We start from the raw sequence: 26,320 nt of genomic DNA on the forward strand, positions 1-26,320 counted from the left end.
CCGCGCGCATTGCTGTCGATTCGCATGCGCGTGAGCCGTGCTCCTGCGCTTTCGGCAAATTCCACGAAAACATTACGGTGTATTCGGGAAAATATTCATTAAATTTGCATCATCTTGTTTTTGCCGAATCGTTTGTTTATGGATGAAACAAAAGCCTTGCCGGACAACGGTTTAACGGGTATTCGTCTGATTATTGATTTCGATTCGGCCAATTCCATTTAATGCGCCGCCGGAAAAATCGGAATACGAATATTTCTCGTTTATCGAATTTCGATTGAAGCAAAAAAAGCCATGCGCAGGGTGCGCGACATTCGGAAATCTTCGATCGAATCCGCCCGTCGCGCACGCTTGCGGCCATCAGCGGAACACGTTCACCGCATCCACCAGCCGGGTCGCCTGCTGCTTCAGGCTCTCCGATGCCGCCGTGCTCTGCTCGACGAGCGCCGCGTTCTGCTGCGTGATGTTGTCCAGATGCACCACCGCCTGGTCGACCTGCGCAACGCCCGTGCTCTGCTCGGCCGTCGACGAGCTGATCTCCGCGATCAGGTCCGACACGCGCTTCACCTGCGTGACGATGTCTTCCATCGTCTTGCCCGCGCCGTCGACGATCCGCGCGCCCGATTCCACGCGCTCGACGCTCGCGCCGATCAGCGTCTTGATCTCCTTCGCCGCGTTCGCGCTGCGCTGCGCGAGCGCACGCACCTCGCCCGCGACCACCGCGAAACCGCGCCCCTGTTCGCCGGCCCGCGCGGCCTCGACCGCCGCGTTCAGCGCGAGGATGTTGGTCTGGAACGCGATGCCGTCGATCACGCCGATGATGTCGGCGATCTTGCGCGAGCTGTCGGTGATCTCGCTCATCGTCGTCACGACCTCGCTCACCGCCTGCCCGCCGCGCTCGGCCGCGTCGCTCGCCGACACCGACAACTGGTTCGCCTGCAGCGCCGTCTCCGCGTTGCTCGACACGGTCGCCGTCATCTCGGCCATCGATGCGGCCGTCTGCTGCACGCTCGACGCGGCCTGCTCGGTGCGCGCGCTCAGGTCGTTGTTGCCCTGCGCGATCTCGTTGCTCGCGCGCTGCACGTTGTGCACCTGCTCGCTGACGTCGTCGACGAGCCAGCGAAACATCAGCCCGAGCTGATTGATCGTGCGCAGCGTCATGCCGATCTCGTCGACGCGGTTCATCCGCACGCCGCGCCGGCTTTCACCGGTCGCGACGTTCAGCGCCTGCTCGTGCAACCGCTTCACCGGTTGCACGATCTGCGCGTCGAGCCACCAGCCGGCCGCGGCCGCCACGCCGGCCGTCACCGCGGCGAACGCCGCGAGCGCGCCGCCGGTCAGCCCGCAGGCCCAGCCCGTGCCGACGACGACCGGCGCCAGCACGCCCAGCGCCGCATGCACGCGCGCGCGCACCGACATCGTCTGCGGCAGCGACGCGATGCGCAGCAGCCCGGTACGGATCACGAGCCCCTTGTGGAAGCGGCGCTGGCCGGCCTTGCCTTCGCGAAACGCGCGATACAGCGCGTCGGCGGCCACGGTCTCGTCGCTCGGCGCCTTCGTGCGCACCGACATGTAGCCCTGCGGCTGGCCGTTGCGCATCACCGGAATCGCGTTCGCGCGCACCCAGTAGTGATCGCCGTTCTTGCGGCGGTTCTTCACGAGCGCGGTCCACGGCTCGCCGCGCTTGAGCGTCGCCCACATGTCGGCGAACGCCTCGCGCGGCATGTCCGGGTGGCGCACGGCATTGTGCGGCTGGCCGACGAGTTCCTCGTTCGAATAGCCGCTCACCTGCGCGAATGTCGTGTTCGCGTACGTGATGTAGCTGTCGGCATCGGTCGTCGACATCAGCGTGACGTCGTCGGGAAAATCGAATTCCTGTTGGGTAACGGGCTGGTTGTTGCGCATGCAAGGCTCCGAAAGGCGGATTGGTTGTCCGCGCCGCGCTGAAATCACGCTCAGTAGCCGAAAAACGGTTGATCGCTTTACGACGTTCTCGTCCTTGCTGTCGGCAATTCGGCAGAAAACCTTAATCCTGCCGCGCATAAAATATGCAATCCAGCCATTACCATGATTTCGATCAAATATTCCGGCGATAATCGCCACGCACGCGTGTCCGCCGGTCACAACGCACCGCCCGGCGTGCCAATGCGGGCATCCATTGCGCACGGCGAAACGATATGGCCTATCCTGCTCCATTCCACCGGAATTCGAATTCGATGAAAAAGGCATTGCATGAACTGAATCGGCTGTCCTGGAATACGGCGACGGTCGCCCATAACAGCCATAAAGGCGATCAGGCCGCGTTTTTCCGCGATGGCGGCACGACGCTGTTTCCGGAAGAACGAGAGCTGCTCGGCGATCTCGCCGGCCTGCGGCTCCTGCACCTGCAATGCAACGCGGGACAGGACACATTGAGCCTCGTGCGCGAAGGCGCGGATGCCACCGGCGTCGACATCGCCGACGAGGCGATCGGCTTCGCGCGGCAGCTGTCGGCCGATGCGGGGCTGCCCGCGCGGTTCGAGCGCGCCGACGTGCTCGACTGGATGCCCGAAGCGGCCGCGCGCGGCGAGCGCTTCGACCGCGTGTTCACGTCGTACGGCGCGATCTGCTGGCTGTCGGACCTCACCGTCTGGGCGCGCGGAATCGCCGCGCTGCTCGCGCCGGGCGGCCGCTTCGCGATGGTCGAGTTCCATCCGTTCGCGCTGGTTTTCGATGAACACTGGCAGCCGCACTACGACTACTTCCAGCGCGACGCGACCGAGGAGCCGGCAGGCGTCGGCGACTACGTCGCGGTGTCCGGCACCGGGCTCGGCGCGCGGCACGATCATCCGGGCATCGTCGATTTCACGAATCCGCACCCGAGCTACGAGTTCATGTGGGGCATCGGCGACGTGGTGAACGCGCTCGTGTCGGCCGGCCTCGCGATCGACCGCCTGAACGAATATCCGTATGCGAACGGCTGGAAGGGCTTCGACGGCATGCGCGAGCGGGCTGGCCGCCGGATGGTGCCGCCCGACGGCATGCCGCGCCTGCCGCTGATGTACGCGATCGCCGCGCACCGGGTGGCCGCATGACGCGCCGCACCGCCGCCGACCGCGACGCGCTGTCCGCCCGCCTCCTAGCACGCGACGACTTGCCGCTCGTGTGGACCATCGACCGGCGCGAGATCATCGAGCACCTGTACGTGCTGCGCGACGGCACGCTGCACCTCGTGCCCGAGTTCCACGACGTCGCCGGCTGGCCCGACGGCGAAGCCGACCACTACACGCCGATCCTGCTCGACTGCCACGATCGCGGCGGCTGGTTCCTCGGCAGGTTCGACGGTGCACGGCTCGTCGCGGCGGTGATCGTCGACAGCCGGCCGCTCGGCCCGCAACGCGACATGCTGCAACTGAAGTTCCTGCACGTGAGCCACGACTGGCGCGGTTGCGGGCTCGGCGAGCAGCTCTACCGCACGGCGCAGGGGCAGGCACGCGCGATGGGCGCGCGCCGCCTGTATGTGTCCGCCACGCCGTCGCGGAACACGATCGACTTCTACCTGCGGCTCGGCTTCACGATCAGCCCGTCGCCCGACCCCGAGCTTTACGCGCTCGAGCCCGAGGACCTCCATCTGGAAGGACCGGCGGCCTGACGATCCGACGCGCGATGGCACAGGGAATTTCCCCCCCCCCTGCCGAAGCGACCAACAGCCGCCATTAACCGCCATGGAGCGCGACATTGAAGCACGACCCGCCACCGCCAGCCGCCCCGAAGATCCTCGTCAGCCTGTGCGTGATCGGCCATCCGGTCCGCTACAACGGCTCGGCGAAGACCGCCGCGCACGAAGCGCTCGCGCGGTGGCAGCGTGAGGGGCGTCTCGTGCCGGTCTGCCCGGAACTCGCGGGCGGCCTCGGCGTGCCGCGCCCGCCCGCCGAAATCGCCGAAGGCGGATCGGGGCAGCAGGTTCTGTCGGGTACCGCACGCATCGTCGACGTGAACGGCGCCGACGTGACGGCGCCCTTCGTATCCGGCGCGCGCACCGCGCTGGCACTCGCGCAGGCGCACGACTGCCGTTTCGCGATCCTCGCCGACGGCAGTCCGTCGTGCGGCAGCACGTTCATTTACGACGGGCATTTCGCGCACCGGCGGCATGCGGGCGCCGGCGTCACGGCGGCGTTGCTGCGCGCGCACGGCATCGAGGTGTTCGCGGACACCGAGATCGACGCGCTCGACGCGCGCCTCAAACAGCTCCGCGGTTAACGACGATGGGCGGCACGAGCCTCCTCGTGCCGTCCATCGTTGCGAAGCGGAGCGACAGTGACGCGGCGCATGGCCGGCCGCGTCACCGCGTCATACCGATCAGACGCGTTCGATCGCGATCGCGATGCCCTGGCCGACGCCGATGCACATCGTGCACAGCGCGAAGCGGCCGTTCGTGCGATGCAACTGGTACATCGCGGTCGTCACGAGACGCGCGCCCGACGCGCCGAGCGGGTGGCCGAGCGCGATCGCGCCGCCGTTCGGGTTCACGCGGGGATCGTCGTCGGCGACGCCCAGCATGCGCAGCACCGCGAGGCCCTGCGACGCGAAGGCTTCGTTCAGCTCGATCACGTCGAACTGGTCGATCGTCATCCCGAGCCGCGCGAGCAGCTTCTGCGTGGCCGGCGCCGGGCCGATGCCCATCACGCGCGGCGCCACCCCGGCCGTCGCGATACCCAGCACGCGTGCCCGCGGCGTCAGGCCGAAGCGCTTCGCGGTTTCCTCGTTCGCGAGCAGCAGCGCGGCGGCGCCGTCGTTGACGCCCGACGCGTTGCCGGCCGTCACCGAACCGTCCGGGCGCACGACGCCCTTCAGCTTCGCGAGCGTGTCGAGCGATGTTTCACGCGGATGCTCGTCGCGCGACACGACCACCGGATCGCCCTTCTTCTGCGGGATCGTGACCGACACGATCTCCTCGGCCAGCGTGCCGTCCTGCTGCGCACGCGCGGCCTTCTGCTGGCTGCGCAGTGCGAACAGGTCCTGATCCGCGCGGCTGACGTGGTAGTCGACCGCGACGTTCTCGGCGGTTTCCGGCATCGAGTCGACGCCGTACAGCTGTTTCATCAGCGGATTGACGAAACGCCAGCCGATCGTCGTATCGAAGATGTCGGCCTGGCGCGCGAACGCGCTGGCGGCCTTGCCCATCACGAACGGCGCGCGCGTCATGCTCTCGACGCCGCCCGCGACCATCAGCGCGGCTTCGCCGGACTTGATCGCGCGCGCGGCCACGCCGACCGCATCCATCCCGGAACCGCACAGGCGGTTGATCGTCGAACCCGGCACGCCCTGCGGCAGGCCCGCGAGCAGCGCGGACATGCGTGCGACGTTGCGGTTGTCCTCGCCGGCCTGGTTCGCGCAGCCGTAGATCACGTCGTCGATCGCCGTCCAGTCGACGTCGCGGTTGCGCTCGACGAGCGCCTTGAGCGGCACCGCGCCCAGATCGTCGGCGCGCACGCCGGACAGTGCACCGCCGTAACGCCCGATCGGCGTACGGATCGCATCACACAGAAAAGCTTCGGTCATCAGTGTCTCCGGTCCCATGAAAGCTGGGAAATGAACAGGGCGCGCCCCTTGCATTGCCCGCCGGGATGCGCTTAAATGTTCTATATACGAACATAAGATCGTGTATCGAACGTTCAACGCATCATAGGGAGTGCGGGGACGACCTGTCAAGCGCGCGGCCTGCCGCGCGGTTGGCGTGTCAGGCCCCATGCGCTATCTTCTCGGCTGCACGATATTCCAGGCGCTCATGACAACCGAAGACACCCAGACGAAACCCGGCGACTCCTATGTGCAGTCGTTCGCGCGCGGCCTCGCGGTCATCCGCGCGTTCGACGCGGCCCGGCCCGAGCAGACGCTCACCGAAGTCGCGTCGGCCACCGGGCTCACGCGTGCAGGCGCGCGCCGGATCCTGCTCACGCTGCAGACGCTCGGCTATGTCGAGGCCGACGGCCGGCTGTTCCGGCTCACGCCGAAAATCCTCGAGCTCGGCTTCGCGTACCTCACGTCGATGCCGTTCTGGAATCTCGCCGATCCGGTGATGGAGCAATTGTCCGCGCAGATCCACGAAAGCTGCTCGGCCGCGGTGCTCGACCGCACCGAGATCGTCTACGTGCTGCGCGTGCCGACGCACAAGATCATGACGATCAACCTGTCGATCGGCAGCCGGCTGCCCGCGTACTGCACGTCGATGGGCCGCGTGCTGCTGTCCGCGCTCGACGACGCGGCGCTCGACGAAACGCTCGCGCAGAGCAGCATCCGCGCGCATACGCCGCGCACGATCACGGATCTCGGCGAACTGAAGGCAACGATCGCGCAGGTGCGCCAGCAGGGCTGGGCCGTGGTCGACCAGGAACTCGAAGTGGGCCTGATGTCGCTGTCCGCGCCGATCCGCAACCGGCGCGGGCAGATCATCGCGGCGATGAACATCAGCGGCAACGCGCAGCGGCACACCGCGAAACAGATGGTGAAGGAGTTTCTCGGGCCGCTGCAGCAAGCCGCGCAGACGGTATCGGAACTGGTCGCGCGGCGCGGCTGAGCGGCCGGCCGCGCGTCAGCCGTTGCCGGCGAACGCCTTTCCCGTCGGCTTCATGCGGATTCCCGGCGCCAGCCGGGTCCACGGCAACTCGGCCGGATCGGCCGTCATCGGGCCAGGCGCCGTGGCGACCAGCACCGCCTCGGCGATATCCTGGAAATCGGCGCGGAAGTGCACCGAGCTCTTGTTGACGAGGATCTTCATCGATTCCGGCTCGACCCCGCCCACGCGATAGAGATTGCGGTCGAGCATCTGCGCCTTGCCGCTGCTCACCACGATCAGCACGCCGTCGATCCGCAGGCACGCGACCGGGCCGACATCCGCGCGCATGCCGTTCATCATCGGGCCGTCATACCGGCATACCCCGTCGGACAGGTGCACGACCTCGAAACGCGCGTGGTGCGGCGCGTCGCCGGGCACGCCGGAGACACCGCCGAGCGCCACGTCGATGAACGCGCCGACACCGGCACGGTGGGCCGCGGCCGCGGCCGCCGGGTCCCAGATCAAGCCGATCGCGGCATCTTTCGCGCCGTTGCGCAGCAACGCCCGCAGCATGCCCGTCGTGTTCGAGTCGCCGCCCGCGCCGGGATTGTCCTGCGTATCGGCGATGACGACCGGCTTGCCGGCCCCCTCGGACAGCCGCATGGCTTCGCGCACGGCATCGTCGGGCGACAGGAACGGCACCTGCCACGCGGCTTCGTCCGCCAGCATCTTGTCGTGGAGTGCCTGCACGGCCGCCTCGGCCGACGCGGCGTCGTCGCCGTAGCCCCAGATGACCGGGCCGCATTCGGGGAAATCGGCCGCCGGAAAGCCCGGCGCGAACGACAGCGACGCCACGGCCCCGGTCTCCAGCGCCGCGAGCCGCGCGTACATGCCGCGCGCAGGTTCGAGCAGCGTGCACATGCCGTTGATCGGAATCAGGAACGGCAGCCGGCGCGCGGCGCGATGCAGCGGGCGGCGGCCCGCCCGCGCGTCGAACAGGCGCTCGAGCAGCGCGGCCGCGCGCGCGCCGGTCTCGGCCATGTCGACGTGCGGATAGGTACGAAAGGCGACCAGCGCATCGGCCTCGCGCAGCATCCGCGCGGTGACGTTGGCATGCAGGTCGAGCGACGCGACCACCGGCACGTCCGGGCCGACCGCCGCACGCACGCGCTCGAGCAACGTGCCTTCGCCGTCGTCGGTATGCTCGGCGACCATCGCGCCGTGCAGGTCGAGGTACACCGCGTCGTAGCCTCCGCGGCGAACCGCCGCGACGATTTCTCCGGCAATGCGCTCGAACGCGTCCTCGGTCACGTGCGCCGACGGGCTCGCGCCCGCCCAGATGACCGGCAGCAAGGTCCAGCCACGCCGTTCGGCCGCGGCGATGAAGCCGCCGGCGGGAATATTGACGTCGCGCAGCGCGAGCACGTCATCGCCGCGCACCATGGCCGGGAAGCCTTCGCCCCGCTCAAAGTTGGCGTATGCGGCTTTCGATGGTGCAAACGTATTGGTTTCATGCTGGAAACCGGCGATCAGGATGCGCGTGTTCAAAAATGTGTCTCCGGAAAAGGCCGTCAAGGCGCCGGCACCCCGCCGTCAGGGCCGGCGGGCGACGGCGCGCTGGATATTGGAATGCCCGCGGGCCCGTGACGTCAGGCTGTCGCCAGCGCGTCGCGGGATGCGGGAAGCCGGTTCGCCACGAGTACCGCGGCACCGGCGACGAGCAGTGCGACCATGACCAGCAGTCCCGCGGCCATGCTGCCGGTCGCCGAGTGGATCGCACCGATGATGGTCGGGCTCAGGAAGCCGCCGATCAGGCCGATCGTGTTGATCAACGCGATGCCGCCCGCCGCGGCGTCGCCCTTCAGGTATTGCGACGGAATCGCCCAGAACACCGTGTACGCGGCCCAGATCATCGACGTGGCGATCGTCATGCCGACCAGCGAGACGGCAAGATTGCCGTTGGCCGTCGTCGCCACGGCCAGCGCGATCGCGCCGATCAGGGCCGGCACCGCGCTGTGGAAACGGCGCTCGCCGCGACGGTCCGACCGGCGGCCGATGACGACCATCGCGATCGCGGCGCACACGTACGGAATCATCTAGTACAGCCCGATCTGCATCGTGTCGGTCACGCCGTCGGCCTTGATGATCGACGGCAGCCAGAAACTCACCGCGTAGATCCCGCAGATGATCGTGAAGTAGGCAAACGCCAGCAGGTACACGCGCGGATCGCGCGCCACCTGCCCGAACGAGTGATGGCCCGCATCGGTGGTGTGCAGCTCGGCGGCGAGCAGCCGCTTCTCGTCGTCGGTCAGCCATTTCGCATCGGCCGGCCGGTCGGACAGCACCTTGAGCGCGAGCACGCCGAACAGCACGCACGGCAGGCCTTCGACGACGAACATCCACTGCCAGCCTGCCAGGCCGTGGGCACCGGACAGCCCGGTCATCAGCCACGCCGACAGCGGCGAGCCGAACGCGCCGCCGATCGGGCCGGCGAGCATGACGACCGCCATCACGCCGGCCATCCGGCGCTGGCCATACCAGTACGTCAGGTAAAAGATCATTCCCGGCGCGAAGCCGGCCTCGAACACGCCGAGCAGGAAGCGCATCGCGTAGAACGTGGTCTCGTCGTGGACGAACATCATGCCGGCCGACGTCAGGCCCCACAGCACCATGATCCGGCTGATGGTCTTGCGGGCGCCGATCCGCGGCAGCAGCAGGTTGCTCGGGATCTCGAACAGGACGTAGCCGAGAAAGAAGATGCCCGCGCCCAGCCCGTACACCGCATCGGAGATACCCAGGTCGCTCTGCATCGCGAGCTTCGCGAACCCGATATTCACGCGATCGAGATACGCGAAGGTGTAGCAGAGCAGCAGGAACGGCAGCAGGCGCCAGTTCAGCTTGCGGTAGAGGGCCTGATGCGCCGGGCTGCCGGGCGCGACCGGGTCTTGAGGGGATGGAATGGCGGACATGCGCTCTCCTTTAGGGCCTATTGCTTCGAATCCCGCAACGATGTTCAACGCTGTTCGAATCGTCGAGGAGACGAAAAAGCGGCGCAATAGCAACCTAAGCGAGTTATCGTTGCTCAATGAGCAACACTTCGAAGGCACACGGACCGATACCATGCGCGAACTGAACCAGCGCCGCCTGCGCTATTTCCACGAAGTCCTGACGCACGGTTCCATCCGTGGCGCGGCCGACAGCATCAACACGTCGCCGTCCGTCATCACGCGGCAGATCCGCCTGCTCGAGGAAGAAATCGGCGCCCCGCTGTTCGAGCGCCAGCCGCGCGGCGTGCAGCCGACCGAGGCCGCCGCACACCTGCTCGAATACTGGCGCGGCTGCCGTTCCCAGCAGGAACTCTTCGAAGACCGCCTGCAGGCGCTTCGCGGGCTGCAGCACGGCCAGATCCGCATCGTGGCCAGCGAAGGCTATATCGACTGCCTGATGGACGAGGTGCTCACCGATTTCTGCGCGCGCTACCCGAAGCTCGACGTCACCGTCGATCTCCTGCCGGTCAGCACGTTGCTGCAGGAAGTCGCCGAAAGCCGCGCGCATATCGGCCTGGCCTACAACCCGCCGGCGCATCCGGACATCGAGTACGTCGCCACCGCGTCGCAGCCGGTGGTGGCGCTCGTCCATCCCGGGCATCCGCTCGCCGTACGCGGCCGCCCCGTCGCGGTACGCGAACTCGCCGGGTATCCGCTCGCGCTGATGCCGCCCGCGTTCGGTCTCGGACAGGCCGTGCAGATGCTTGCCTACGCGGAGAACATCCACCTCCACCCGACGCTCACCACCAACTCGCTCGCCGTGCTGCGCCACTTCGTGAAGCGCAACGACGGCGTCACGCTGCTCGCCGCCTTCGCGGCGTATCAGGAACTGGCGGCAGGCGAGCTCGTCGCCGTGCCCGTCGCGCATCCGTTGCTCGAGGCGGCCAACGCGCGGCTGCTGGTCAAGGCGGGACGGACGCTCGGCGTCGCGGCCGATACGTTGCTGCGCGGCATCCTGCAGGAGATGAAGATGTTCTCGAACGCGGGCGCGCGCAGCGGCAAGACAACCGCGCGCGGCCGGGCGGGCACGCGTGCCGCCGGGAATCGCGGCGAGCCGTGACCGGCCGCGACGGCCCTCGCCTCGCGGCCGGCCCGGCGCAGGCCGCGATCGAACCGCCGCGCGTCCGGCGCCGCGCTCACGCGCCGAGCAGCATCCCCGTGCGCACCGGCACCGTGCCCGTCACGCGGCCGAGCGGCGCGCCGGCCGTCACGAAGCGGATCGCGCGCCGCATGTAGAACACGCCGTCGGTCGCGCTCGAGATCGTCGTGATCGCATCGGTCAGCGGATCGACGATGTCGAACAGCGGCTCGCCCGCGCGGATCGTCGCGCCGATCGCCGCACGATGCACGAGGATCCCGCTGACCGGCGCGTAGAACTGCTCGCTGCCCGCGAGCGGCGTGGCGGGCGCGGCCAGCGGCGGCAACGGCGTGCGTTCGCCGTGCACCGCGCCGCGCCAGACGAGATAGTCGACGAGCGCGTCGGCATCGCGTTGCGCGTATTCGTACGTCACGTCGCGCTGGCCGCGGCACTCGACCGTCACGGCCACCGTGCCGGCCGCCATCGGCGTGCCTTCCGGCAGATGCTGGCGCAACCGCGCCCACAGCAGGTGATGCGCATCGTCGAATGCCTGTCCGCCCGAATCCTCGGCGAGCAGCGACGCCTCCGCCCCGAGATAACGCGCCAGCGGCTCGATCTCCGGCCATGCGGTGTCGCTCGTGTACACGTGCATCACCGCTTCGAGCGAACAATGCAGGTCGATCACGACCTCGGCGTCGTGCGACAGCTTCAGCAGCGCAAGCTGCAACGCGTCGAATTCGGTACGCGGTTCGACGGCGTCGAGCGCCGCGCCGACGCATTCGCGCACGATCGCGCGATTGCGCACGCCGTCGTCGCCGAGGCGGTCGCGCGCTTGCGCGGCGATCTCCGCGAGCGGCATGAAGCCGCGATTGAAGTTGCGGCCGCTCGCCAGGTCGAACCGGCCGATGAACTGCCCGAGCAGATGATGATTGAGGCCGACCGGGTTCGACACCGGCACGAGCACGATCTCGGCCGCGAGCCGGCCGTCGGCATCGAGCCGCGCGAGGCGCTGCTTCAGCACGAACGCCGCGAGCATCGCGGGTGTCTCGTCCGCGTGCAGCGCGGCCTGCAGGTAGATCTTGCGGCCGGTGTCGGCCGGCCCGAAATGAAAGCTCGTCAGCGTGCGCTGCGTGCCGATCGACGGCGACAGGAGCGGCGTGGTGCGAATCTGCATCGATGGTCTCGAACGGATGAAAACGGGGGTATCGGAGGGATCGTGGCAACGGGCCTGCGCGGCGCTCAGTCGCCGTACGGGTTGAAATCGAAGTACTGCTTCGCGATCCGGTCGTAGGTGCCGTCCTTCAGCATCGACGCGATCGCACCGTCGATCGACGCCTTCAGCGCCGTATCGGCTTGCCGCATGCCGATGCCGACGCCGCGATCGCCCATGTCGAGCGGCGCGCCGACGAACGCGAAGCCCTTGCCGCGCGGCTGGCGCAGGAACCCGTAGTCGGCCTCCACCGTGCCGAGCAGCGCCGCGTCGAGACGGCCGTTCCCGAGATCGGCGAACACGTCGTCCTGGCTCTTGTACGGCACCACGCTCACGCCGGCCGTCGCCCAGTGCGCGAGCGCCCACGATTCGAACTGGGTGCCCGACTGCACGCCGACGCGCTTGCCCGCCAGCGACGCGGCCGTGCTGCCGAGCCCGAGGCCGGGCCGCGCGACGAGCCGCGACTTGAAGCGGAACAGCTTCGACGAGAACAGGATCTGCTTCTCGCGCTTCGCCGTGATCGCCATCGACGACAGGATCGCGTCGATCTTGCGCGCCTGCAGCGCCGGGATCATCCCGGAGAATTCGAGTTCGACCCACTGGCAGCGCAACTGCGCGCGGCGGCAGATCTCGTTGCCGAGATCGACGTCGAAGCCCTTCAGGCTGCCGTCGGGCGCCTTCGCATCCATCGGCGGATAGGTCGGATCGATGCCGAGCCGCACGACGTGCGCGTCGAGCGCGGACGCGGACGTGGCGGCCAGGCCGACGCACAGGGAAACGAGCGGGACGAGGAAACGTTTCATGGTCGACGGAGGGCAGGAAGAGAAACAAGCGGCATCAGCCGGACTGCCTGCGATCGTAGGCGGCACGAGCCGCCGCCGGAACCATCGCCTGCCTTATCATGATCGGTATTTCCGATCACCGGCCTCGCGCGCATCCATGGCGTTCACGCTGTCCCAGCTCCGCATCTTCCAGGCCGTCGTCGAGCACGGCAGCCTGCGCGCCGCCGCACGCGCGCTCGATCTCGCGCAAAGCGGCGTCACGCAACAGCTGCAGAGCCTCGAGGCCACGCTCGGCGCGACGCTGTTCACGCGCACCAATCGCGGCATCGTGCCGACGGCCGTCGGCCAGCGCCTGCTCGCGCGCTCCGGCGCGATCCTCGGTGAATGCGAACAGGTCGAACGGGAAATCCGCCAGTTGAGCGGCGCGTACGAAGGCACCGTCACGCTCGGGCTCGCGACCGAGCCGCTGATCGACGCGTTCGCGCCGGTGCTGAGCGCGTTTCGCGCGCGCTTCGACAAGGTCGACGTGCACCTGCGCACCGGCACGTCGCGGATGATGGTCGGCTGGTTGCGGGAAAGCGCGGTCGATTTCGCGATCGCGCTGGTCGCGAAGCAGACCGACACGACCGATCTCGCGGTGACGCCGCTGCGTGCGTCGGCGCCGGTGGTCGTCTGCCGCCGCGGGCATCCGGCGATGCACGCGCAATCGCTCGCCGAGCTGGCCGGCTACCCGTGGGTGTCCACGCGCTCGCCGAACCTGAGCGCCGACCCGGTCGTGAACCGCCTGCTCGCGTACTTCGACGCGCACGGCCAGCCGCCGCCGAAGGTGCTCGCCACCGTCGAAGGGATGTTCGAGACGCTGCAGATCGTCACGCAGACCGACTCCCTCGCGCTCGAAACCGAAGCGATCACGCGGCATGGGCCGTTCGCCGGCGCGCTCGCGAAAGTGCCCGTGCGCGAGCAGGCCGAAGCGCAGGACATCTGCCTGCTGCAGCGCGCGGCCGTGCCGCTGACGCCGGCCGCGCAGGAACTCGCGGCGATGCTCGCGTCGTACCTGAGGATGGTGCGCGGGCGGTAAGCGCGCGGCACCGCCCCGCCGCCCGCGTCGCGCGTCAGTCCAGCGACTCCCCGGCCGTCTCGCGCAGCATCGCGACCGCGATCAGCGACAGCACCACGCACGCGGCCACGTAGCCGGCCGGCGCGAGCTTGCTGCCGGTCGTCTTCACGAGCCAGGTCGCGATCAGCTGCGCGGTGCCGCCGAAGATCGTCACCGCGAGCGCATACGCGATCGAGATGCCGGTCGCGCGCACGTGGCGCGGCAGCGATTCGCACATCAAGGCCATTTCCGACGCCGAGCCAAGCGAATAGAACAGCAGCATCAGCGCGGTCAGCGGCAGGATCACCGACAGCGTCGGGTGATGGTTCATCAGCCAGAACGCCGGGAACAGCAGCACGACCAGCACGCCGCGGCCGACGAAGATCGGCAGGCGCCGGCTGCCGAGCCGGTCCGACAGCCAGCCGAACAGCGGGCACGTGACCAGCATCACGCAGCCCGACGCGACGCCGACGAACATCGACAGCTTCATCGGCAGGCCAAGCGTGTGGATCGCGTAGGTCGGCATGTAGAACGTCAGGATGTAGGTCGACACCGTGCCGCCCATCACCGTGAGCATCAGCAGCAGCACGGTGCGCGCGTGCTTCGAGAACAGCGCGTGCAGCACGCCGCGCTCGATTCCGTGATGACGGTCGCCGGGCGCGTCGTCCGCGAGCCGGCGGCGCAGGTACATGCCGACCGGCGCGATCAGCACGCCGACGAGAAACGGCAGCCGCCAGCCCCAGCTTTCCAGCGCGTCCTTCGTCATCGTGTTCGACAGCAGCGCCGCGAAGCCCGAGCCCATCAGCGCGGCGCCGCCCTGCGTCGCCAGCTGCCAGCTCGCGCGGAACGCTCGGCGCGACGTGCCGCCGTGTTCGAGCAGCGTCGTGGTCGCCGCGCCGAATTCGCCGCCCTGCGAGAAGCCCTGCAGCAGCCGCGCGAACACGACGAGCAGCGGCGCGGCCACGCCGACCTGCGCATAGGTCGGCGCGATCGCGATCAGGCCGGTGCCGAGCGCCATCAGCATGATCGTCAGGTTCAGCGCCGCCTTGCGCCCCTTGCGGTCCGCATAGACGCCGAGCACGATGCTGCCGAGCGGCCGCGTGAAGAAGCCGGCCGCGAACGTCGCGACCGACAGCAGCAGCGACGTGGTCGAGTCGCTCGACGGGAAGAACAGCTTGCCGATCAGCACCGCGAAGAAGCCGTACACGGTGAAATCGAAGAACTCCAGCCAGTTGCCGATCACGGCCGCGGCGATCGCGCCGCGCCGCGCGACGGCACGCGCGCCGGGCATGCCGGTTTCGGCGGTCCCCGCCGATGCGGGGTGCAGCGCGAGATGGTCTTTCTGCATCGTTGTCGCCTCTTCTCAATGCGGCCGGAAGCGCCGGCCGCGCGCCGCTGCGATCACTGCCCGAGGTAACGCTCGACGAGACGCGTCCAGTACGCCGCACCGATCGGCAGGTTCCGGTCGTTGAAGTCGTACTTCGGGTTGTGCACCATGCAGCCGTCCTCGCCTTCGCCGTTGCCGAGCCGCACGAACGAGCCCGGCCGCCGCTGCAGCATGAACGCGAAATCCTCGCTGCCCATCAGCAGGTCGGTCTGCTCGACCACCTGCGCGTCACCGACCAGTTCGCGCGCGACCTGCGCGGCGAAATCCGTTTCGGCATCCGTATTGACGACGACCGGGTAGCCTTCGATGTACTCGACATTGGCCGTCGCGCCGTAGCTCGCGGCCTGCGTTTCGGCCAGCTCGGTGATGCGGCGCTTGAGCAGCGCGCGGACATCGGGGCTGAACGAGCGCACGCTGAGTTCGAGGCGCGCGCCGTTCGGGATCACGTTGTTCGCAGTGCCGGCGTGCATCGAGCCGACCGTGACGACCGCCGGCTGCGCCGGGTCGACGTTGCGCGCGACGATCGTCTGCAGCGCCATCACGATGCTCGCCGCGACGACCACCGGGTCGACCGTCAGGTGCGGCCGCGCCGCGTGGCCGCCGACGCCCTCGATCGTGATGATCGCCTTGTCGCCGGCCGACATGAACGGGCCGCGCCGCGTGAGGAACACGCCGGGCGCCGCGCCCGGATGGTTGTGCATGCCGAACACGGCGTCGCACGGGAAGCGCTCGAACAGGCCGTCGTCGATCATCTTCTTCGCGCCGCTGTCGACGCCGTGCTCTTCCGCCGGCTGGAAATACAGGTGCACGGTGCCCGAGAAGTTGCGCGTCTTCGCGAGATGCTGCGCGGCGCCGAGCAGCATCGTCGTGTGGCCGTCGTGGCCGCAGGCGTGCATCTTGCCGTGCGTGCCGCTCGCATACGGCAGGCCGGTCGCCTCGACGATCGGCAGCGCATCCATGTCGGCGCGAATGCCGATGCTGCGCGTCCCGTCGCCCACGCGCAGCGTGCCGACCACCCCCGTCTTGCCGACTCCGCGCGTCACCTGCCAGCCCCATTGCTCGAGCTTGTCCGCGACGAGCGCGGCCGTGTCGTGCTCTTCGTACGCCAGTTCGGGATGGTGATGGATGTGGTGACGGATCTCGCGCAGCCCGCCGGCGGCGGGCATCAGATCCTCGATTTCGGTGAATCGGGTATCGGTGGTCATCAAGAGGGCTCCTGCTGATGTCAGCGTGTCAGCCGCATGCGGGGGCCGCGTGCGGGAAAGCGAGCCACTATATCGAGCCGATATCGATTCAATAAGATGCGGAATTTTTCACCGCGATAAGATTTTTTGATCAGGGTTAATACTGAGTGGCGCTGTACGAGATGTCGCTGTCGATTAGATATGGATACAACTCGCGATTGGATGCAGATACAGGCGTCCATGCGGGCCCGGTACGCCCGCGGTACATGGCGTATCCACATCTAATCGAAAACGGCTTTGAGCCTCGGCCGATAAGCCCCCGCGCATTTCTACCCGCAAGTCAACAGACGGTCCAATGGGAAGTCGAACTGGCTCTTCCGGACACCGCACCGGCAGCGGTCCGCCCTGCTGGCAGCAGAACAGCACCGCAAATCGGCGTAACCGCTTTCGAGTCTCGCCGATACCAGAACAGGATGGCAAAGCCGATTTGTTCAACTTTGGGCAAATCATGCCGTTTCGCCGAACCTACACTCGTATGCAGGCAACGCGCGCCTGTACGAGCCGCCGACCGGCTGGACTCACGACCCAATGAACGCAGCGAGTGAACACCTTTGGCGACAATGTGCATGCCGTAGGCAGTTTCGAACTTTTGGCGCGATTCTGACGCAAGCCGAAGATGCCGAAAGGGCTAGCCAACAGGACGTCACAGCGTCGCTGTACCAGTGCGATGAGCGCTTGGTTGTGGCGCTTGGATTCTGGAATCCGTATTCATCGTGCCGCGAGTGCTCCATGAAATTTCGCGCACTATTCTGGCGCATTAAAAATCATGCGATGATCATCGTGAAACATGGTACGACCATGAACGCAAAATGCGACGGCTCTCATGAGTGTGCCAGGGTCGACACATGAAGAGCTGTCTCTTTTTATCTTTGTAGTAGTTTGCACCTACTTCTTGATTGCGCTAAATTGCCGATCGAAATCCGCGGGATCAAAGTAGTCTCGCCAAACCGTGATTCGATCATCGACGATGGTGAGGGTACCCATCACGGGCAGCGTGATTTTTCCTCCTGATTCGTGTTGAAAGATGTCGATCCGCTCATTGAGGACGACGTTTCCCGCTGCGGCAATATGGGTCACTGTCCAGTCGACCTTGAACGTCGTACCGATCCCGAAATCGCGGTGGAATTTGCGAACATTGTCCCGTCCAACGATGTCGGGGAACGGAACGTTATCGTAGAGGACATCATCGGAGAGCATCGACAGCGCGTCGTCGATGCGGTTCTCGGTCCAAAGCGAAAAGAATCGAAGCGCCACGGCCAAAACATCGGTAGTCATCTCGGCTCCTCAGAATAGGGGTGAAAAGCAGGCGCGGGACATGACGCGCAAGCAGGTGCGCGATGTCCCGCCAGCCTTAGCCTTGAACGAATGCCAGAAGTTCTTCGTTCAAAACACCTGCGTTGACGGTCAACATCCCATGGGAGAAGCCCGGGAACGTTTTCAACTTGCCCTTCTTCAACAGTTTGATTGCCTTGAGCGCCGCGTCTTTGTACGGGACGATCTGGTCATCCTCGCCGTGAAGCACCAGCGTCGGCACGCCGATCAACTGGAGATCTTCGGTCTGGTCGGTTTCCGAAAACGCCTTGATACCGTCGTAGTGGGCTTTCGCGCTACCCATCATTCCTTGGCGCCACCAGTTCTGAATCACGCCCTGATGAACGGTCGCGTCCGGACGGTTGAACCCGTAGAACGGACCCGCAGGCACGTCTACGAAGAACTGTGCGCGATTTTTAGCGAGTCCCTTGCGTAATCCGTCGAAGACATCCAGCGGCAGGCCTTCGGGATTCGATGGCGTCTTCAGCATCAGCGGCGTCACGGCGCTCACAAGAATGGCCTTTGCGACACGCCCCGCCGGCTCGCCGTGCCTTGCAACATAGCGCGCAACTTCGCCCCCGCCGGTGGAATGGCCGATATGCACTGCATTCCTGAGGTCCAGTGTCTCGACGAGAGCAAACACGTCCGCCGCGTAATGATCCATGTCGTGACCTTCAGCGACCTGCGACGAGCGCCCGTGTCCGCGCCGATCATGGGCAACGACGCGATAACCGTTCGACAGGAAGAAGAGCATTTGGGCATCCCAGTCATCCGCGGAGAGCGGCCAGCCGTGATGGAACACGATCGGCTGAGCGTCCTTGGGTCCCCAGTCTTTGTAGAAAATGTCTACGCTGTCCCGCGTTGTAATGAATGACATGATCGTGTTCCTTTCGTACGGTTGCAGGGAAGTAACTGTTGCAGCGGAAGTCGCCGTCGCGGCCAACGCGATATCGAGGGTTTGTCGCCGGAACGCGGCAGGCCGGCGCAAAGAACGTCCGCGGGTGCCGTCCAATCTTGAGCCGCTTCAGGAAGGTATGGTTACGTCGACTCCGCGAACGGGTAATCGATGTAGCCCTCCGCGTCTTGCGTGAACCATGTTGTCGGGTCGTCTGGCGCGAGCGGAATCGCTTCAGCCAGACGCCGAGGGAAGTCCGGATTGGAGATGAACGGGCGACCGAACGTAACCGCGTCGCCAACGCCTGCACCGAGTTCTGCCTGAGCTCGAGTGGCGTCGAAATCCGAGTTGAGCACCAGCGGTCCTTTGAAAGCCGGTCGAATTTTCGCAGCGAGCGGATCGAGATAGCCGACGCCGAAACTGCCGTTCAGTGGAGGCTCGCGCAGTTCCAGGAACCCGATCCCAATTGCAGATAGCGCCTCGGCGGCCGCGATAAACAACGGCAAGGGATCGCTGTCTCGCACGCCCTGCGTTTCGCCGTTTGGAGACAGGCGAACGCTGGTGCGGCCGGAACCCACTACATCCGCGACGGCCCGGGTTGCCTCGATGAGAAACCGGAGCCGATTCGAGATCGATCCGCCATACGCGTCGCTGCGGAAATTGGAACTGTCTCGCAGAAATTGATCGATCAGGTATCCGTTCGACGCATGCAACTGTACGCCGTCGAAGCCCGCCTTCAGCGCATGACGTGCCGCGGCGGCGAACTGCTCGATAATCGCGGGAATTTCGTCCGTCTCGAGTGCGCGCGCCTGCGTGTAGGGCTGCTTGCCCGAGTAGGTATGAGCATGGCCGGGTGCCGTACTTTCGGACGCCGAGACAGGCGGCGCACCATCCAGAAAGCTCGGATGCACGACTCGCCCCATATGCCAAAGCTGCGCAATGATGCGGCCGCCCGCTTTGTGCACGGCATCGGTTACTTCGCGCCAGCCGGCAATTTGCGTTGCCGTCCACAGCCCGGTGGCGTAAGGCCATCCCAAGCCCTGTCGGGAGATACCGATCGCCTCCGAGATAATGAGCCCGGCAGATGCACGCTGACTGTAATAGTCCGCCATTATCGCGGTCGGTACGTGTTCGCGTGTTCCCCGCGCACGCGTCATCGGCGCCATGAGAATACGGCTGGGCGCTTCAATTGCACCGAGTCGAACGGGATCAAACAGCGTAGGCACTCCAACCTCCTTCCGATTTTTGCCAGCGTGGAAATGCCAACGAGCCTTTACACGGCTCAGACAAGGCGGCCGCCGCCGTCGACATGAATCGTCTCGCCGTTCATTGATCCATTGCTCATGAGGAACACCACTGCAGCGCCCACTTCTGCAGCGGTTACCAAACGATGCAGCGGCAATTTGTCTTTCAGTGCGTTGACGTATGCCTCGCGACCTTCGCCGAGCGTGCGCGCCAGCAACGGCGTGTCGGTGGTGCCGGGAGAAACGGTGTTGACACGGCGAGGCGCAAGTTCCAGAACCAACCCTCTGGCCAGCGCCTCCATCGCGGCCGACGCGGATGCAAGAATGGCTGTGCCGTAGGCATTGGGTCGGTCGGCCAACACGCCGGAAATAAACGTGACGGAGGCATCGACGGCCAGGCGATCACCCAATGTGCGCAAGGTATGGATGGCTGACCAAACGCGCTCGTCGAACGCCCGTCGTAGATAGTCGACATCCGCCTCCAGCACCTTGCCGGCCACAAAGGTCCCCGCGAGGAGAACGAGATGATCGACGTGAGCAATGTCGGCGAGTGCCGAGACGATGGTTTCCGGCTTGGTCACGTCGGCGCTCCGCCAACCCGCAAATCCATTCTCGATGGCGACCTGTTCAGCGCCCTCCGAGTTGAACCCGACGACCGTGACGCTTGCACCAGCGGCCTTAGCCTGCTTTGCCGCCGAAAGGCCGATTCCGGACGTTCCGCCGAAGATGAGAACGGACTTGCTCTTGAGTGGATGGGAATCGAAATCAGAGTTCATGAAGTGGGTCCTGTCAGCCGGCGCAACTCAAATCGACGCCGTGCAGAGCACTCTATACTTGACAGCCGACATTGATAATCAGCGCCCGATTCCCTTCTATATTTCCGCCATGGAACAAATCAGCCTGGACCGCCTCACCGGTCTTATCGCATTCAGCCGCGCTGCATCATTGGGAAGCTATTCAGCTGCGGCGCGGGCGCTTGGCGTGACGCCTTCCGCTGTAAGCAAAAGTATCCAGCGTCTGGAGCATCACTTCGCGCTTAAACTGTTCAACCGCACGACTCGGTCGTTGACACTGACTCAGGAGGGGCGCGACCTGCATGAACGCACGCTGCGCCTGCTGTCGGAAATGGAGGCGATCGAACAGGTTGCCGCCTCGGCGCGAGCCGAACCAGCGGGCATCCTGAAGGTCACCGCGCCGCTCCCAATCGGGGTTCATCTCATCGCGCCCGCCCTACCAGCATTTCGCAAGCGTTTTCCAAAGCTGTCGATTGACCTACGTTTGGGCGATCATCTCACCGACCTCGTCGGTGAAGGTTTCGACGTGGCTGTTCGCGTTGGGGATCTTGCGGGCTCTCGTTTGGTCTCGCGAGAGCTTTCGCCTCACTACATCGGAGCCTATGCGTCGCCGGACTACCTTGCCAAACGCGGGGTTCCCAGGCATCCCGATGACCTCGTGGATCACGATTGTGTGAATTTTCGTTTTCAAAGTTCGGGACAAGTCCTCCGCTGGACTTTTTCCACGGGCAAAGGGTCGCTCAGCCTCACGCCGGATGCAGGCATCATTGTTGATACCAGCGATGCGGTTGCTGCTGTCATGGCGGCTGGGGGAGGCGTCGGAATTTCACCGACGTATGTCGCTGCATCGTACGTTCGGCGTGGGGAACTTGTGCCGGTCCTCACCGAGTTCGTCGAACCGCGCTCCACTATCACGGCTCTTTGGCCGGAGAGCCGCCGTGGTAGCCCGAACGTCAAAGTATTCTTGGCATATCTAAAAAAGGTTTTTGCTTCGTATGCGGCAGACCAATGACGAGCAGCCGACGGTTTTCGGATTACCGAGAGGAACGGCCGAAGGTAAGCCGCATCTGATCGGAGCAGACTCGTCGATCGGACCGAATTGCTCAGTGCGCTACCGACGACAGCGCGAGAGTTCAGCTTGCACTACGCCAGCGAAATGGAGCGTGCCGAAGATTTAAGCGAACGTTTCGCCGATCCTACCTGCGAGCTAAGCGGTGAACGCCGTTCAGCGGCGTTCGTGAGCAGATTTACGATCAACTAGCATATCCGCACAGCCTCCTTTCCCCCCCGTCACCGGCACGACCTCCATGCCGGACGATGCGAACAGCCGGGCAGCCCCCCGCGGCATCGCTCAGTCGACCGCCTTCAGCGCATCGAGCCCGTCGGGCAGCCTGGCATCCGGAAACATCGTCGACAGCGTCGCATCGCGCCACCGCGCCGCCTCTTCCGCGCGCTGCGTTTCCGCCTGCTCGCACACGTACAGCGCATCGCCGCCGAGCAGCAGACGCAGCGGTACATCGTCGCGACGCGACAACTCGACGATCAGCGCCGCGATCCGCGCGGGGTCGCCGACCTCGTGGCCGCCATACGTGCCGAGCAACTCGAGAATCCTCCCGACCGACGGCTGGTAATCGGGCAGCAGCTCGTCGATGTCGCGCTTCGCCTGCGCGGCCCATTCGGTACGCATCCCGCCCGGTTCGAGCGTGCACACGCGCACGCCGAACGGCGCGACTTCCTTCGCGAGCACGTCGCTGAACCCGCCGACCGCCCACTTCGCGGCCTGGTACGCGGACAACCCGGGCGTCGACGTGCGCCCGCCGACCGACGACACCTGGAAGATGTGCCCCGCACGCTGCGCACGCAGCGTCGGCAGCACCGCGCGCGTCAGGTTGATCACGCCGAACAGGTTCGTTTCGATCTGATCGCGGAAGTCGTCGGCGCCCATCTGCTCGAATGGCGCCGTATGGCCGTAACCCGCGTTGTTCACCAGCACGTCGATACGGCCGAACGCCGCCTGTGCGGCCGCGACGGCCTGCGCGGCCGCCGCTTCGTCGGTGACGTCGAGTGCGACCGTCAGCAGCCGGTCGCCGTACCGCTCGGCCAGATCGGCCAGCCGCGCCGGATCGCGGGCGCCGGCCACCAGCCGGTCGCCCGCCGCGAGCACCGCTTCCGAAATCGCTCGCCCCAGGCCGCGCGCGGCCCCCGTTACCAACCAGACTTTCGACATGTTCCACTCCTTGATCGTGGTGAAATCACAAAAAAAATGAATGATTACTCACTCATTAATAAGGGCAACGATTCGGTCCTTCAGGACCTGCATCACCCTGCCCGAAACGCACCGCCGGCCGCCGCCGCGACACGCGCAACCGCGCGCGCCGCCACGACGGCAATCCTTCACTCACACCGCGTGCAGCACGGCCCACAACGCACGAAACCCGGCTTCCCGATAGGCATCCGCCCGTGCCGGATCGCGCGCGATCGACTCCATCGCCGTTTCCGCGATCGACGTAAACAATGCCGCGCAGAACGCATGCGCTTCGTCGCGGTTCAGCGCGCCCGACGCGGCAACCTGCTCGCGCAGCAGCGTACTGATCCCGCCGAAGCCTTCGGCGCCGGCCGCGCGATGCGCGTCGTCGATGCGCCCGCTCACGCCGAGCTGCTGCAGCGCGCGCCGCCCGTCCGGATTCGCGACGCCCCACGACACATAGCCGTTCCACGCATGCCGCACGGCCTGCTCGACCGGCGCGTGTTCCGGAAATCCGGTCATCATCGCTTCACGCATGTCGGCCTTCAGGCTCAGGTACAGCGCGTTCAGCAACGCATCCTTGGTCTCGAAGTACGTGAACACCGTGCCTTCCGCCACGCCGGCGAGCCGCGCGATGCGCGCGGTGGTCGCAGTGGCGCCGTCCTCGGCGAGCGCGCGGGCGGCGGCGGCGAGGATGGCTTCGTGCTTGTCGGGACTGCGCGGTCGAGCCACGTTCGATTCCTTTAATGAGTGAGCACTCAATCATAATCAAGCCTTCATCCGGAACGCAAGCGCTGTTACATCCGGGCGAACGCACACGCGATCCATCAAAACCGTGCACTATTAGGGTTTTGCCGTGCCGGCGCCCGGCGCCCTCGACGTTCGTTTCACGTTCACCGCTTCAAACCGCGAACCTCCCATGACGAATCAGCCTACCCAGACCGCGGCCGACCGGCCCGTCGACATGATCATCTTCGGCGGCGGCGGCGATCTGGCCGCCCGCAAGCTGTTGCCCGCGCTGTACATGGCGCACCTGCACTGCAATCTTCCGCCCGAGACGCGCATCATCGCCGTCGGCCGCCGCGACTGGGGCATCGACGGCTATCGCAAGTTCATGGACGAGCAGTCGCGCCCGTTCATCGACGCGAAGGCGTTCGACGCCGACGCGTGGAGCCGCTTCCTCGATCTCTTCAAGTACGTGCTGATCGACGTGAACGCGCCCGACGACTACCAGCGCCTCGCCGAAGCGGCGCGCGGCGAGGCGATCCGCGTGTTCTACCTGTCGACGTCGCCGGAGCTGTTCACGACGATCTGCGACAACCTGTCGGCCGCGCACCTGGTCGACGCGCGCTCGCGCGTCGTCCTCGAAAAACCGCTGGGCCACGATCTTGCGTCCGCGAAGGCGATCAACAATGCGGTCGGCAAGCACTTCGAGGAATCGCAGATCTATCGGATCGACCACTATCTCGGCAAGGAAACCGTGCAGAACCTGATGGTCCTGCGCTTCGGCAACCCGATCTTCGGGCCGCTGTGGCAGGCGCCGAACATCCGCAGCGTGCAGATCACGGTGGCGGAGACGGTCGGCGTCGGCAGCCGCGCGGGCTTCTACGACCATACGGGCGCGCTGCGCGACATGGTGCAGAACCACCTGCTGCAGCTGCTGTGCATCGTCGCGATGGAGCCGCCCGTGTCGCTCGACCCGGACGCGGTGCGCGACGAGAAGCTGAAGGTACTGCGCTCGCTGCGGCCGATGTCGCTGTCGGACGTCGCGCGCGACACGGTGCGCGGCCAGTACACGGCCGGCGCGGTCGACGGCCAGCCGGTGAAGGGTTACCTCGAGGAAGACAACGTGCCGGCGGACAGCCGCGCGGAAACCTTCGTCGCGCTGCGCGCGCACATCAACAACTGGCGCTGGGCGAACGTGCCGTTCTTCCTGCGCACCGGCAAGCGGCTGCAGCGCCGCCAGTCGGAAATCGTGGTCGAGTTCGCCGACATGCCGTTCTCGATCATCCCGAACGGCCCGCGCCATTACGGCAACCGCCTCGTGATCCAGCTCCAGCCGGAAGAGTCGATCCAGCTGCAGATGCTCGCGAAGGAACCGGGCAGCGGGATGAACATGGTGCCGGTCAACCTGAACCTCGACCTGCAGCAGGCGATTCCGGAGCGGCGCGCGGAAGCGTACGAACGGCTGCTGATCGACGTGATCCGCGGCCGCCTCACGCACTTCATGCGTCGCGACGAGCTCGAAGCCGCGTGGACGTGGGTCGAGCCGATCCTCGACGGCTGGAAGCAGCTCGGCGACCGGCCGCGCCTCTATACGGCCGGCACGTTCGGGCCGGCCGCTTCGTCGGCGCTGCTCGCGCGCGACGGGATGTCCTGGGCCGAAGAGGCGTAACGGCCGCATGACGGCGTGCCGCCCGCGCGGCACGCCGGATCAATGGGGGCGGCGCCCGCCGTCTTCCCGTCCGCGAGGCGCCGCTACTGCGGCTCCAGCCACGCGGCCTTGCGCCGCGTCGGCGTCCCGCCGCCGCCGTTGCTGCCGCCCAGCACCTCGATCATGTAGTCGACGAACGACGCAATCCGCGACGAGATCGCGGTATTGCGGTAATACACCGCATGGATCGGCTGCTCGACCTCGAGCGTCTGACGCGCGAGCACCTGCACGAGCCGCCCCGCCTCGCGATCCTGCGCGGTCATGAAATCCGACAGGCAGACGACGCCCGCGCCCTCCAGCGCGAGCTGCCGCAGCGTCTCGCCGCTCGACGAACTGACGTCCGGCTCGATGCGACACGCTTCGCCGTCGGCGCCGAGGATCGGCCACACGTTCAACGACTCGGGCTGCGTGAAGCCGAGCAGCGCGTGCCTGGCGAGCTCCTCGACCTTGCGCGGCTGGCCGTGCGCTTCGATATAGGCGGGGCTCGCCAGAATGCGCAGCCGGCTGTTGCCGATGCGCCGGCTGTGCAGCGTCGAATCCTTCAACCGGCCGATCCGGATCGCGACGTCGGTACGCCGCTCCAGCAGGTCGATGATGCCCTCGTTGCTGTTCAGCTCCAGCTCGACCTTCGGGAAGCGTGCGCGGTAGCCGCGCACGAGCGGCACGATCACGTGCAGCATGAACGGCGTCGCGGCGTCGACGCGCAGGCGCCCGGACGGCATCTCGCGCCGCGCGAGCATCTGCTCCTCCGCATTCTCGACCGATTCGATGATCGCGCGCGCATCCTGCAGGAACGCACGCCCCTCCTCGGTCAGTTCGAGCCGGCGCGTGGTCCGGCGCAGCAGCGTGGTCTTCAGCTTCTCCTCGAGCCGCGCGAGCGTGCGGCTCGTCGCCGACACGGTGAGGTCGAGCTGCTGGGACGCGGCGGTGATCGAGCCGGTGTCGACCACGGCGGCAAAGGCCTGGAGTTCGTCGAGCGTGATCTTCATTGTTGATCTGAAATCAAAACAATTTGGTTTAT

At 66.3% G+C, this 26,320-nt stretch carries 22 protein-coding genes and 1 pseudogene; 8 read left to right on the forward strand and 15 right to left on the reverse strand.

The genetic code is table 11. From position 1 onward, the window contains the following. Positions 1 to 357: 357 nt before the first annotated feature. A complete protein-coding gene (locus tag AC0KUR_RS11730; protein WP_226254033.1) occupies positions 358 to 1,902 on the reverse strand; it encodes a methyl-accepting chemotaxis protein in 1,545 nt (514 codons plus the stop codon). Positions 1,903 to 2,213: 311 nt separating this feature from the next. Between AC0KUR_RS11730 and AC0KUR_RS11735 the strand changes: the two genes are divergently transcribed. The 3 genes from AC0KUR_RS11735 (at position 2,214) to AC0KUR_RS11745 (ending at position 4,236) form a co-directional block, all read left to right on the forward strand. Further along, positions 2,214 to 3,071 (forward strand): class I SAM-dependent methyltransferase, encoded by an 858-nt coding sequence (locus AC0KUR_RS11735; RefSeq protein ID WP_473375928.1) that lies wholly within the window; start codon positions 2,214 to 2,216, stop codon positions 3,069 to 3,071. Then, positions 3,068 to 3,628, forward strand: a complete 561-nt coding sequence (locus tag AC0KUR_RS11740) for a GNAT family N-acetyltransferase (RefSeq protein ID WP_473375929.1) — start codon at positions 3,068 to 3,070, stop codon at positions 3,626 to 3,628. The genes AC0KUR_RS11735 and AC0KUR_RS11740 overlap by 4 nt, the downstream gene beginning before the upstream one ends. A gap of 86 nt (positions 3,629 to 3,714) precedes the next feature. Continuing rightward, a complete protein-coding gene (locus AC0KUR_RS11745) occupies positions 3,715 to 4,236 on the forward strand; it encodes a 2-thiouracil desulfurase family protein (RefSeq protein WP_069706904.1) in 522 nt (173 codons plus the stop codon). A 99-nt stretch (positions 4,237 to 4,335) separates the two neighbouring features. On the opposite strand, the gene pcaF is transcribed toward AC0KUR_RS11745, so the two are convergent. Then, a complete protein-coding gene (gene pcaF, locus AC0KUR_RS11750) occupies positions 4,336 to 5,538 on the reverse strand; it encodes a 3-oxoadipyl-CoA thiolase (protein ID WP_034187773.1) in 1,203 nt (400 codons plus the stop codon). A gap of 226 nt (positions 5,539 to 5,764) precedes the next feature. Here pcaF and AC0KUR_RS11755 point away from each other — a divergent pair, with 226 nt between their 5' ends. Next, entirely contained in the window at positions 5,765 to 6,553 is a 789-nt protein-coding gene (locus AC0KUR_RS11755; protein WP_049028801.1) for an IclR family transcriptional regulator, read from the forward strand. A gap of 15 nt (positions 6,554 to 6,568) precedes the next feature. On the opposite strand, the gene AC0KUR_RS11760 is transcribed toward AC0KUR_RS11755, so the two are convergent. Next, on the reverse strand, positions 6,569 to 8,080 hold the full coding sequence (locus AC0KUR_RS11760) for a M81 family metallopeptidase (RefSeq protein ID WP_069706903.1): 1,512 nt from the start codon (positions 8,078 to 8,080) through the stop codon (positions 6,569 to 6,571). Between the two features lie 101 nt (positions 8,081 to 8,181). After that, positions 8,182 to 9,501 (reverse strand): annotated as a pseudogene (locus AC0KUR_RS11765) (MFS transporter). A gap of 151 nt (positions 9,502 to 9,652) precedes the next feature. Here AC0KUR_RS11765 and AC0KUR_RS11770 point away from each other — a divergent pair. After that, positions 9,653 to 10,639, forward strand: coding sequence for a LysR family transcriptional regulator (locus tag AC0KUR_RS11770; protein WP_034187770.1), 987 nt, complete (start codon positions 9,653 to 9,655; stop codon positions 10,637 to 10,639). 76 nt (positions 10,640 to 10,715) lie between these two features. Here the strand turns inward: AC0KUR_RS11770 and AC0KUR_RS11775 are convergent, their stop codons facing one another. Beyond that, the gene (locus tag AC0KUR_RS11775) at positions 10,716 to 11,831 is read right to left on the reverse strand and encodes a succinylglutamate desuccinylase/aspartoacylase family protein (RefSeq protein WP_264167207.1); all 1,116 of its coding nucleotides are present in this window, start codon (positions 11,829 to 11,831) and stop codon (positions 10,716 to 10,718) included. Positions 11,832 to 11,896: 65 nt separating this feature from the next. Then, positions 11,897 to 12,670, reverse strand: coding sequence for a transporter substrate-binding domain-containing protein (locus AC0KUR_RS11780; RefSeq protein WP_473375930.1), 774 nt, complete (start codon positions 12,668 to 12,670; stop codon positions 11,897 to 11,899). 136 nt (positions 12,671 to 12,806) lie between these two features. Between AC0KUR_RS11780 and AC0KUR_RS11785 the strand changes: the two genes are divergently transcribed. Continuing rightward, positions 12,807 to 13,727 (forward strand): LysR family transcriptional regulator, encoded by a 921-nt coding sequence (locus AC0KUR_RS11785; protein ID WP_034187767.1) that lies wholly within the window; start codon positions 12,807 to 12,809, stop codon positions 13,725 to 13,727. 34 nt (positions 13,728 to 13,761) lie between these two features. On the opposite strand, the gene AC0KUR_RS11790 is transcribed toward AC0KUR_RS11785, so the two are convergent. From AC0KUR_RS11790 to AC0KUR_RS11815, 6 genes are all read right to left on the reverse strand, one after another. Continuing rightward, positions 13,762 to 15,093 carry an MFS transporter gene (locus tag AC0KUR_RS11790; protein WP_069246018.1) on the reverse strand — a complete coding sequence of 444 codons (1,332 nt, stop codon included), beginning with the start codon at positions 15,091 to 15,093 and terminating at the stop codon, positions 13,762 to 13,764. Between the two features lie 53 nt (positions 15,094 to 15,146). Beyond that, positions 15,147 to 16,337 carry a M20 aminoacylase family protein gene (locus AC0KUR_RS11795; protein WP_034187765.1) on the reverse strand — a complete coding sequence of 397 codons (1,191 nt, stop codon included), beginning with the start codon at positions 16,335 to 16,337 and terminating at the stop codon, positions 15,147 to 15,149. 924 nt (positions 16,338 to 17,261) lie between these two features. Continuing rightward, positions 17,262 to 17,651 carry a limonene-1,2-epoxide hydrolase family protein gene (locus tag AC0KUR_RS11800; RefSeq protein ID WP_034187764.1) on the reverse strand — a complete coding sequence of 130 codons (390 nt, stop codon included), beginning with the start codon at positions 17,649 to 17,651 and terminating at the stop codon, positions 17,262 to 17,264. 76 nt (positions 17,652 to 17,727) lie between these two features. Next, entirely contained in the window at positions 17,728 to 18,564 is an 837-nt protein-coding gene (locus AC0KUR_RS11805; RefSeq protein WP_034187862.1) for an alpha/beta fold hydrolase, read from the reverse strand. A gap of 161 nt (positions 18,565 to 18,725) precedes the next feature. Next, positions 18,726 to 19,808: an alkene reductase gene (locus AC0KUR_RS11810; RefSeq protein WP_034187763.1), complete on the reverse strand. Its 1,083-nt coding sequence runs from the start codon at positions 19,806 to 19,808 to the stop codon at positions 18,726 to 18,728. Positions 19,809 to 19,864: 56 nt separating this feature from the next. Continuing rightward, positions 19,865 to 20,602 (reverse strand): SDR family oxidoreductase, encoded by a 738-nt coding sequence (locus AC0KUR_RS11815; RefSeq protein WP_034187762.1) that lies wholly within the window; start codon positions 20,600 to 20,602, stop codon positions 19,865 to 19,867. A 109-nt stretch (positions 20,603 to 20,711) separates the two neighbouring features. On the opposite strand from AC0KUR_RS11815, the gene AC0KUR_RS11820 reads away from it, so the two are divergent. Then, positions 20,712 to 21,632, forward strand: a complete 921-nt coding sequence (locus tag AC0KUR_RS11820) for a LysR family transcriptional regulator (RefSeq protein ID WP_473376046.1) — start codon at positions 20,712 to 20,714, stop codon at positions 21,630 to 21,632. 339 nt (positions 21,633 to 21,971) lie between these two features. Here AC0KUR_RS11820 and AC0KUR_RS11825 read toward each other — a convergent pair whose 3' ends face one another. Beyond that, complete coding sequence (locus AC0KUR_RS11825) at positions 21,972 to 22,847, reverse strand: SDR family NAD(P)-dependent oxidoreductase (RefSeq protein WP_034187761.1); 876 nt, start codon at positions 22,845 to 22,847, stop codon at positions 21,972 to 21,974. A 171-nt stretch (positions 22,848 to 23,018) separates the two neighbouring features. Next, a complete protein-coding gene (locus AC0KUR_RS11830; protein ID WP_034187760.1) occupies positions 23,019 to 23,597 on the reverse strand; it encodes a TetR/AcrR family transcriptional regulator in 579 nt (192 codons plus the stop codon). A gap of 187 nt (positions 23,598 to 23,784) precedes the next feature. Here AC0KUR_RS11830 and zwf point away from each other — a divergent pair, with 187 nt between their 5' ends. Further along, the gene (gene zwf, locus AC0KUR_RS11835; RefSeq protein ID WP_034187759.1) at positions 23,785 to 25,260 is read left to right on the forward strand and encodes a glucose-6-phosphate dehydrogenase; all 1,476 of its coding nucleotides are present in this window, start codon (positions 23,785 to 23,787) and stop codon (positions 25,258 to 25,260) included. An 83-nt stretch (positions 25,261 to 25,343) separates the two neighbouring features. Here zwf and AC0KUR_RS11840 read toward each other — a convergent pair whose 3' ends face one another. Continuing rightward, positions 25,344 to 26,288, reverse strand: a complete 945-nt coding sequence (locus AC0KUR_RS11840; RefSeq protein WP_059558998.1) for a LysR family transcriptional regulator — start codon at positions 26,286 to 26,288, stop codon at positions 25,344 to 25,346. Positions 26,289 to 26,320: the final 32 nt, after the last annotated feature.

This window comes from Burkholderia sp. YHN3-13, from assembly GCF_055810675.1.

Coding starts and splice junctions, on each gene's coding strand:
- AC0KUR_RS11730 (WP_226254033.1), bottom strand. CDS start 1,902: ATGCGCAACAACCAGCCCGTTACCCAACAGGAATTCGATTTTCCCGAC.
- AC0KUR_RS11735 (WP_473375928.1), top strand. CDS start 2,214: ATGAAAAAGGCATTGCATGAACTGAATCGGCTGTCCTGGAATACGGCG.
- AC0KUR_RS11740 (WP_473375929.1), top strand. CDS start 3,068: ATGACGCGCCGCACCGCCGCCGACCGCGACGCGCTGTCCGCCCGCCTC.
- pcaF (WP_034187773.1), bottom strand. CDS start 5,538: ATGACCGAAGCTTTTCTGTGTGATGCGATCCGTACGCCGATCGGGCGT.
- AC0KUR_RS11755 (WP_049028801.1), top strand. CDS start 5,765: ATGACAACCGAAGACACCCAGACGAAACCCGGCGACTCCTATGTGCAG.
- AC0KUR_RS11770 (WP_034187770.1), top strand. CDS start 9,653: ATGCGCGAACTGAACCAGCGCCGCCTGCGCTATTTCCACGAAGTCCTG.
- AC0KUR_RS11775 (WP_264167207.1), bottom strand. CDS start 11,831: ATGCAGATTCGCACCACGCCGCTCCTGTCGCCGTCGATCGGCACGCAG.
- AC0KUR_RS11780 (WP_473375930.1), bottom strand. CDS start 12,670: ATGAAACGTTTCCTCGTCCCGCTCGTTTCCCTGTGCGTCGGCCTGGCC.
- AC0KUR_RS11785 (WP_034187767.1), top strand. CDS start 12,807: ATGGCGTTCACGCTGTCCCAGCTCCGCATCTTCCAGGCCGTCGTCGAG.
- AC0KUR_RS11790 (WP_069246018.1), bottom strand. CDS start 15,093: ATGCAGAAAGACCATCTCGCGCTGCACCCCGCATCGGCGGGGACCGCC.
- AC0KUR_RS11795 (WP_034187765.1), bottom strand. CDS start 16,337: ATGACCACCGATACCCGATTCACCGAAATCGAGGATCTGATGCCCGCC.
- AC0KUR_RS11800 (WP_034187764.1), bottom strand. CDS start 17,651: ATGACTACCGATGTTTTGGCCGTGGCGCTTCGATTCTTTTCGCTTTGG.
- AC0KUR_RS11805 (WP_034187862.1), bottom strand. CDS start 18,564: ATGTCATTCATTACAACGCGGGACAGCGTAGACATTTTCTACAAAGAC.
- AC0KUR_RS11815 (WP_034187762.1), bottom strand. CDS start 20,602: ATGAACTCTGATTTCGATTCCCATCCACTCAAGAGCAAGTCCGTTCTC.
- AC0KUR_RS11820 (WP_473376046.1), top strand. CDS start 20,712: ATGGAACAAATCAGCCTGGACCGCCTCACCGGTCTTATCGCATTCAGC.
- AC0KUR_RS11825 (WP_034187761.1), bottom strand. CDS start 22,847: ATGTCGAAAGTCTGGTTGGTAACGGGGGCCGCGCGCGGCCTGGGGCGA.
- zwf (WP_034187759.1), top strand. CDS start 23,785: ATGACGAATCAGCCTACCCAGACCGCGGCCGACCGGCCCGTCGACATG.
- AC0KUR_RS11840 (WP_059558998.1), bottom strand. CDS start 26,288: ATGAAGATCACGCTCGACGAACTCCAGGCCTTTGCCGCCGTGGTCGAC.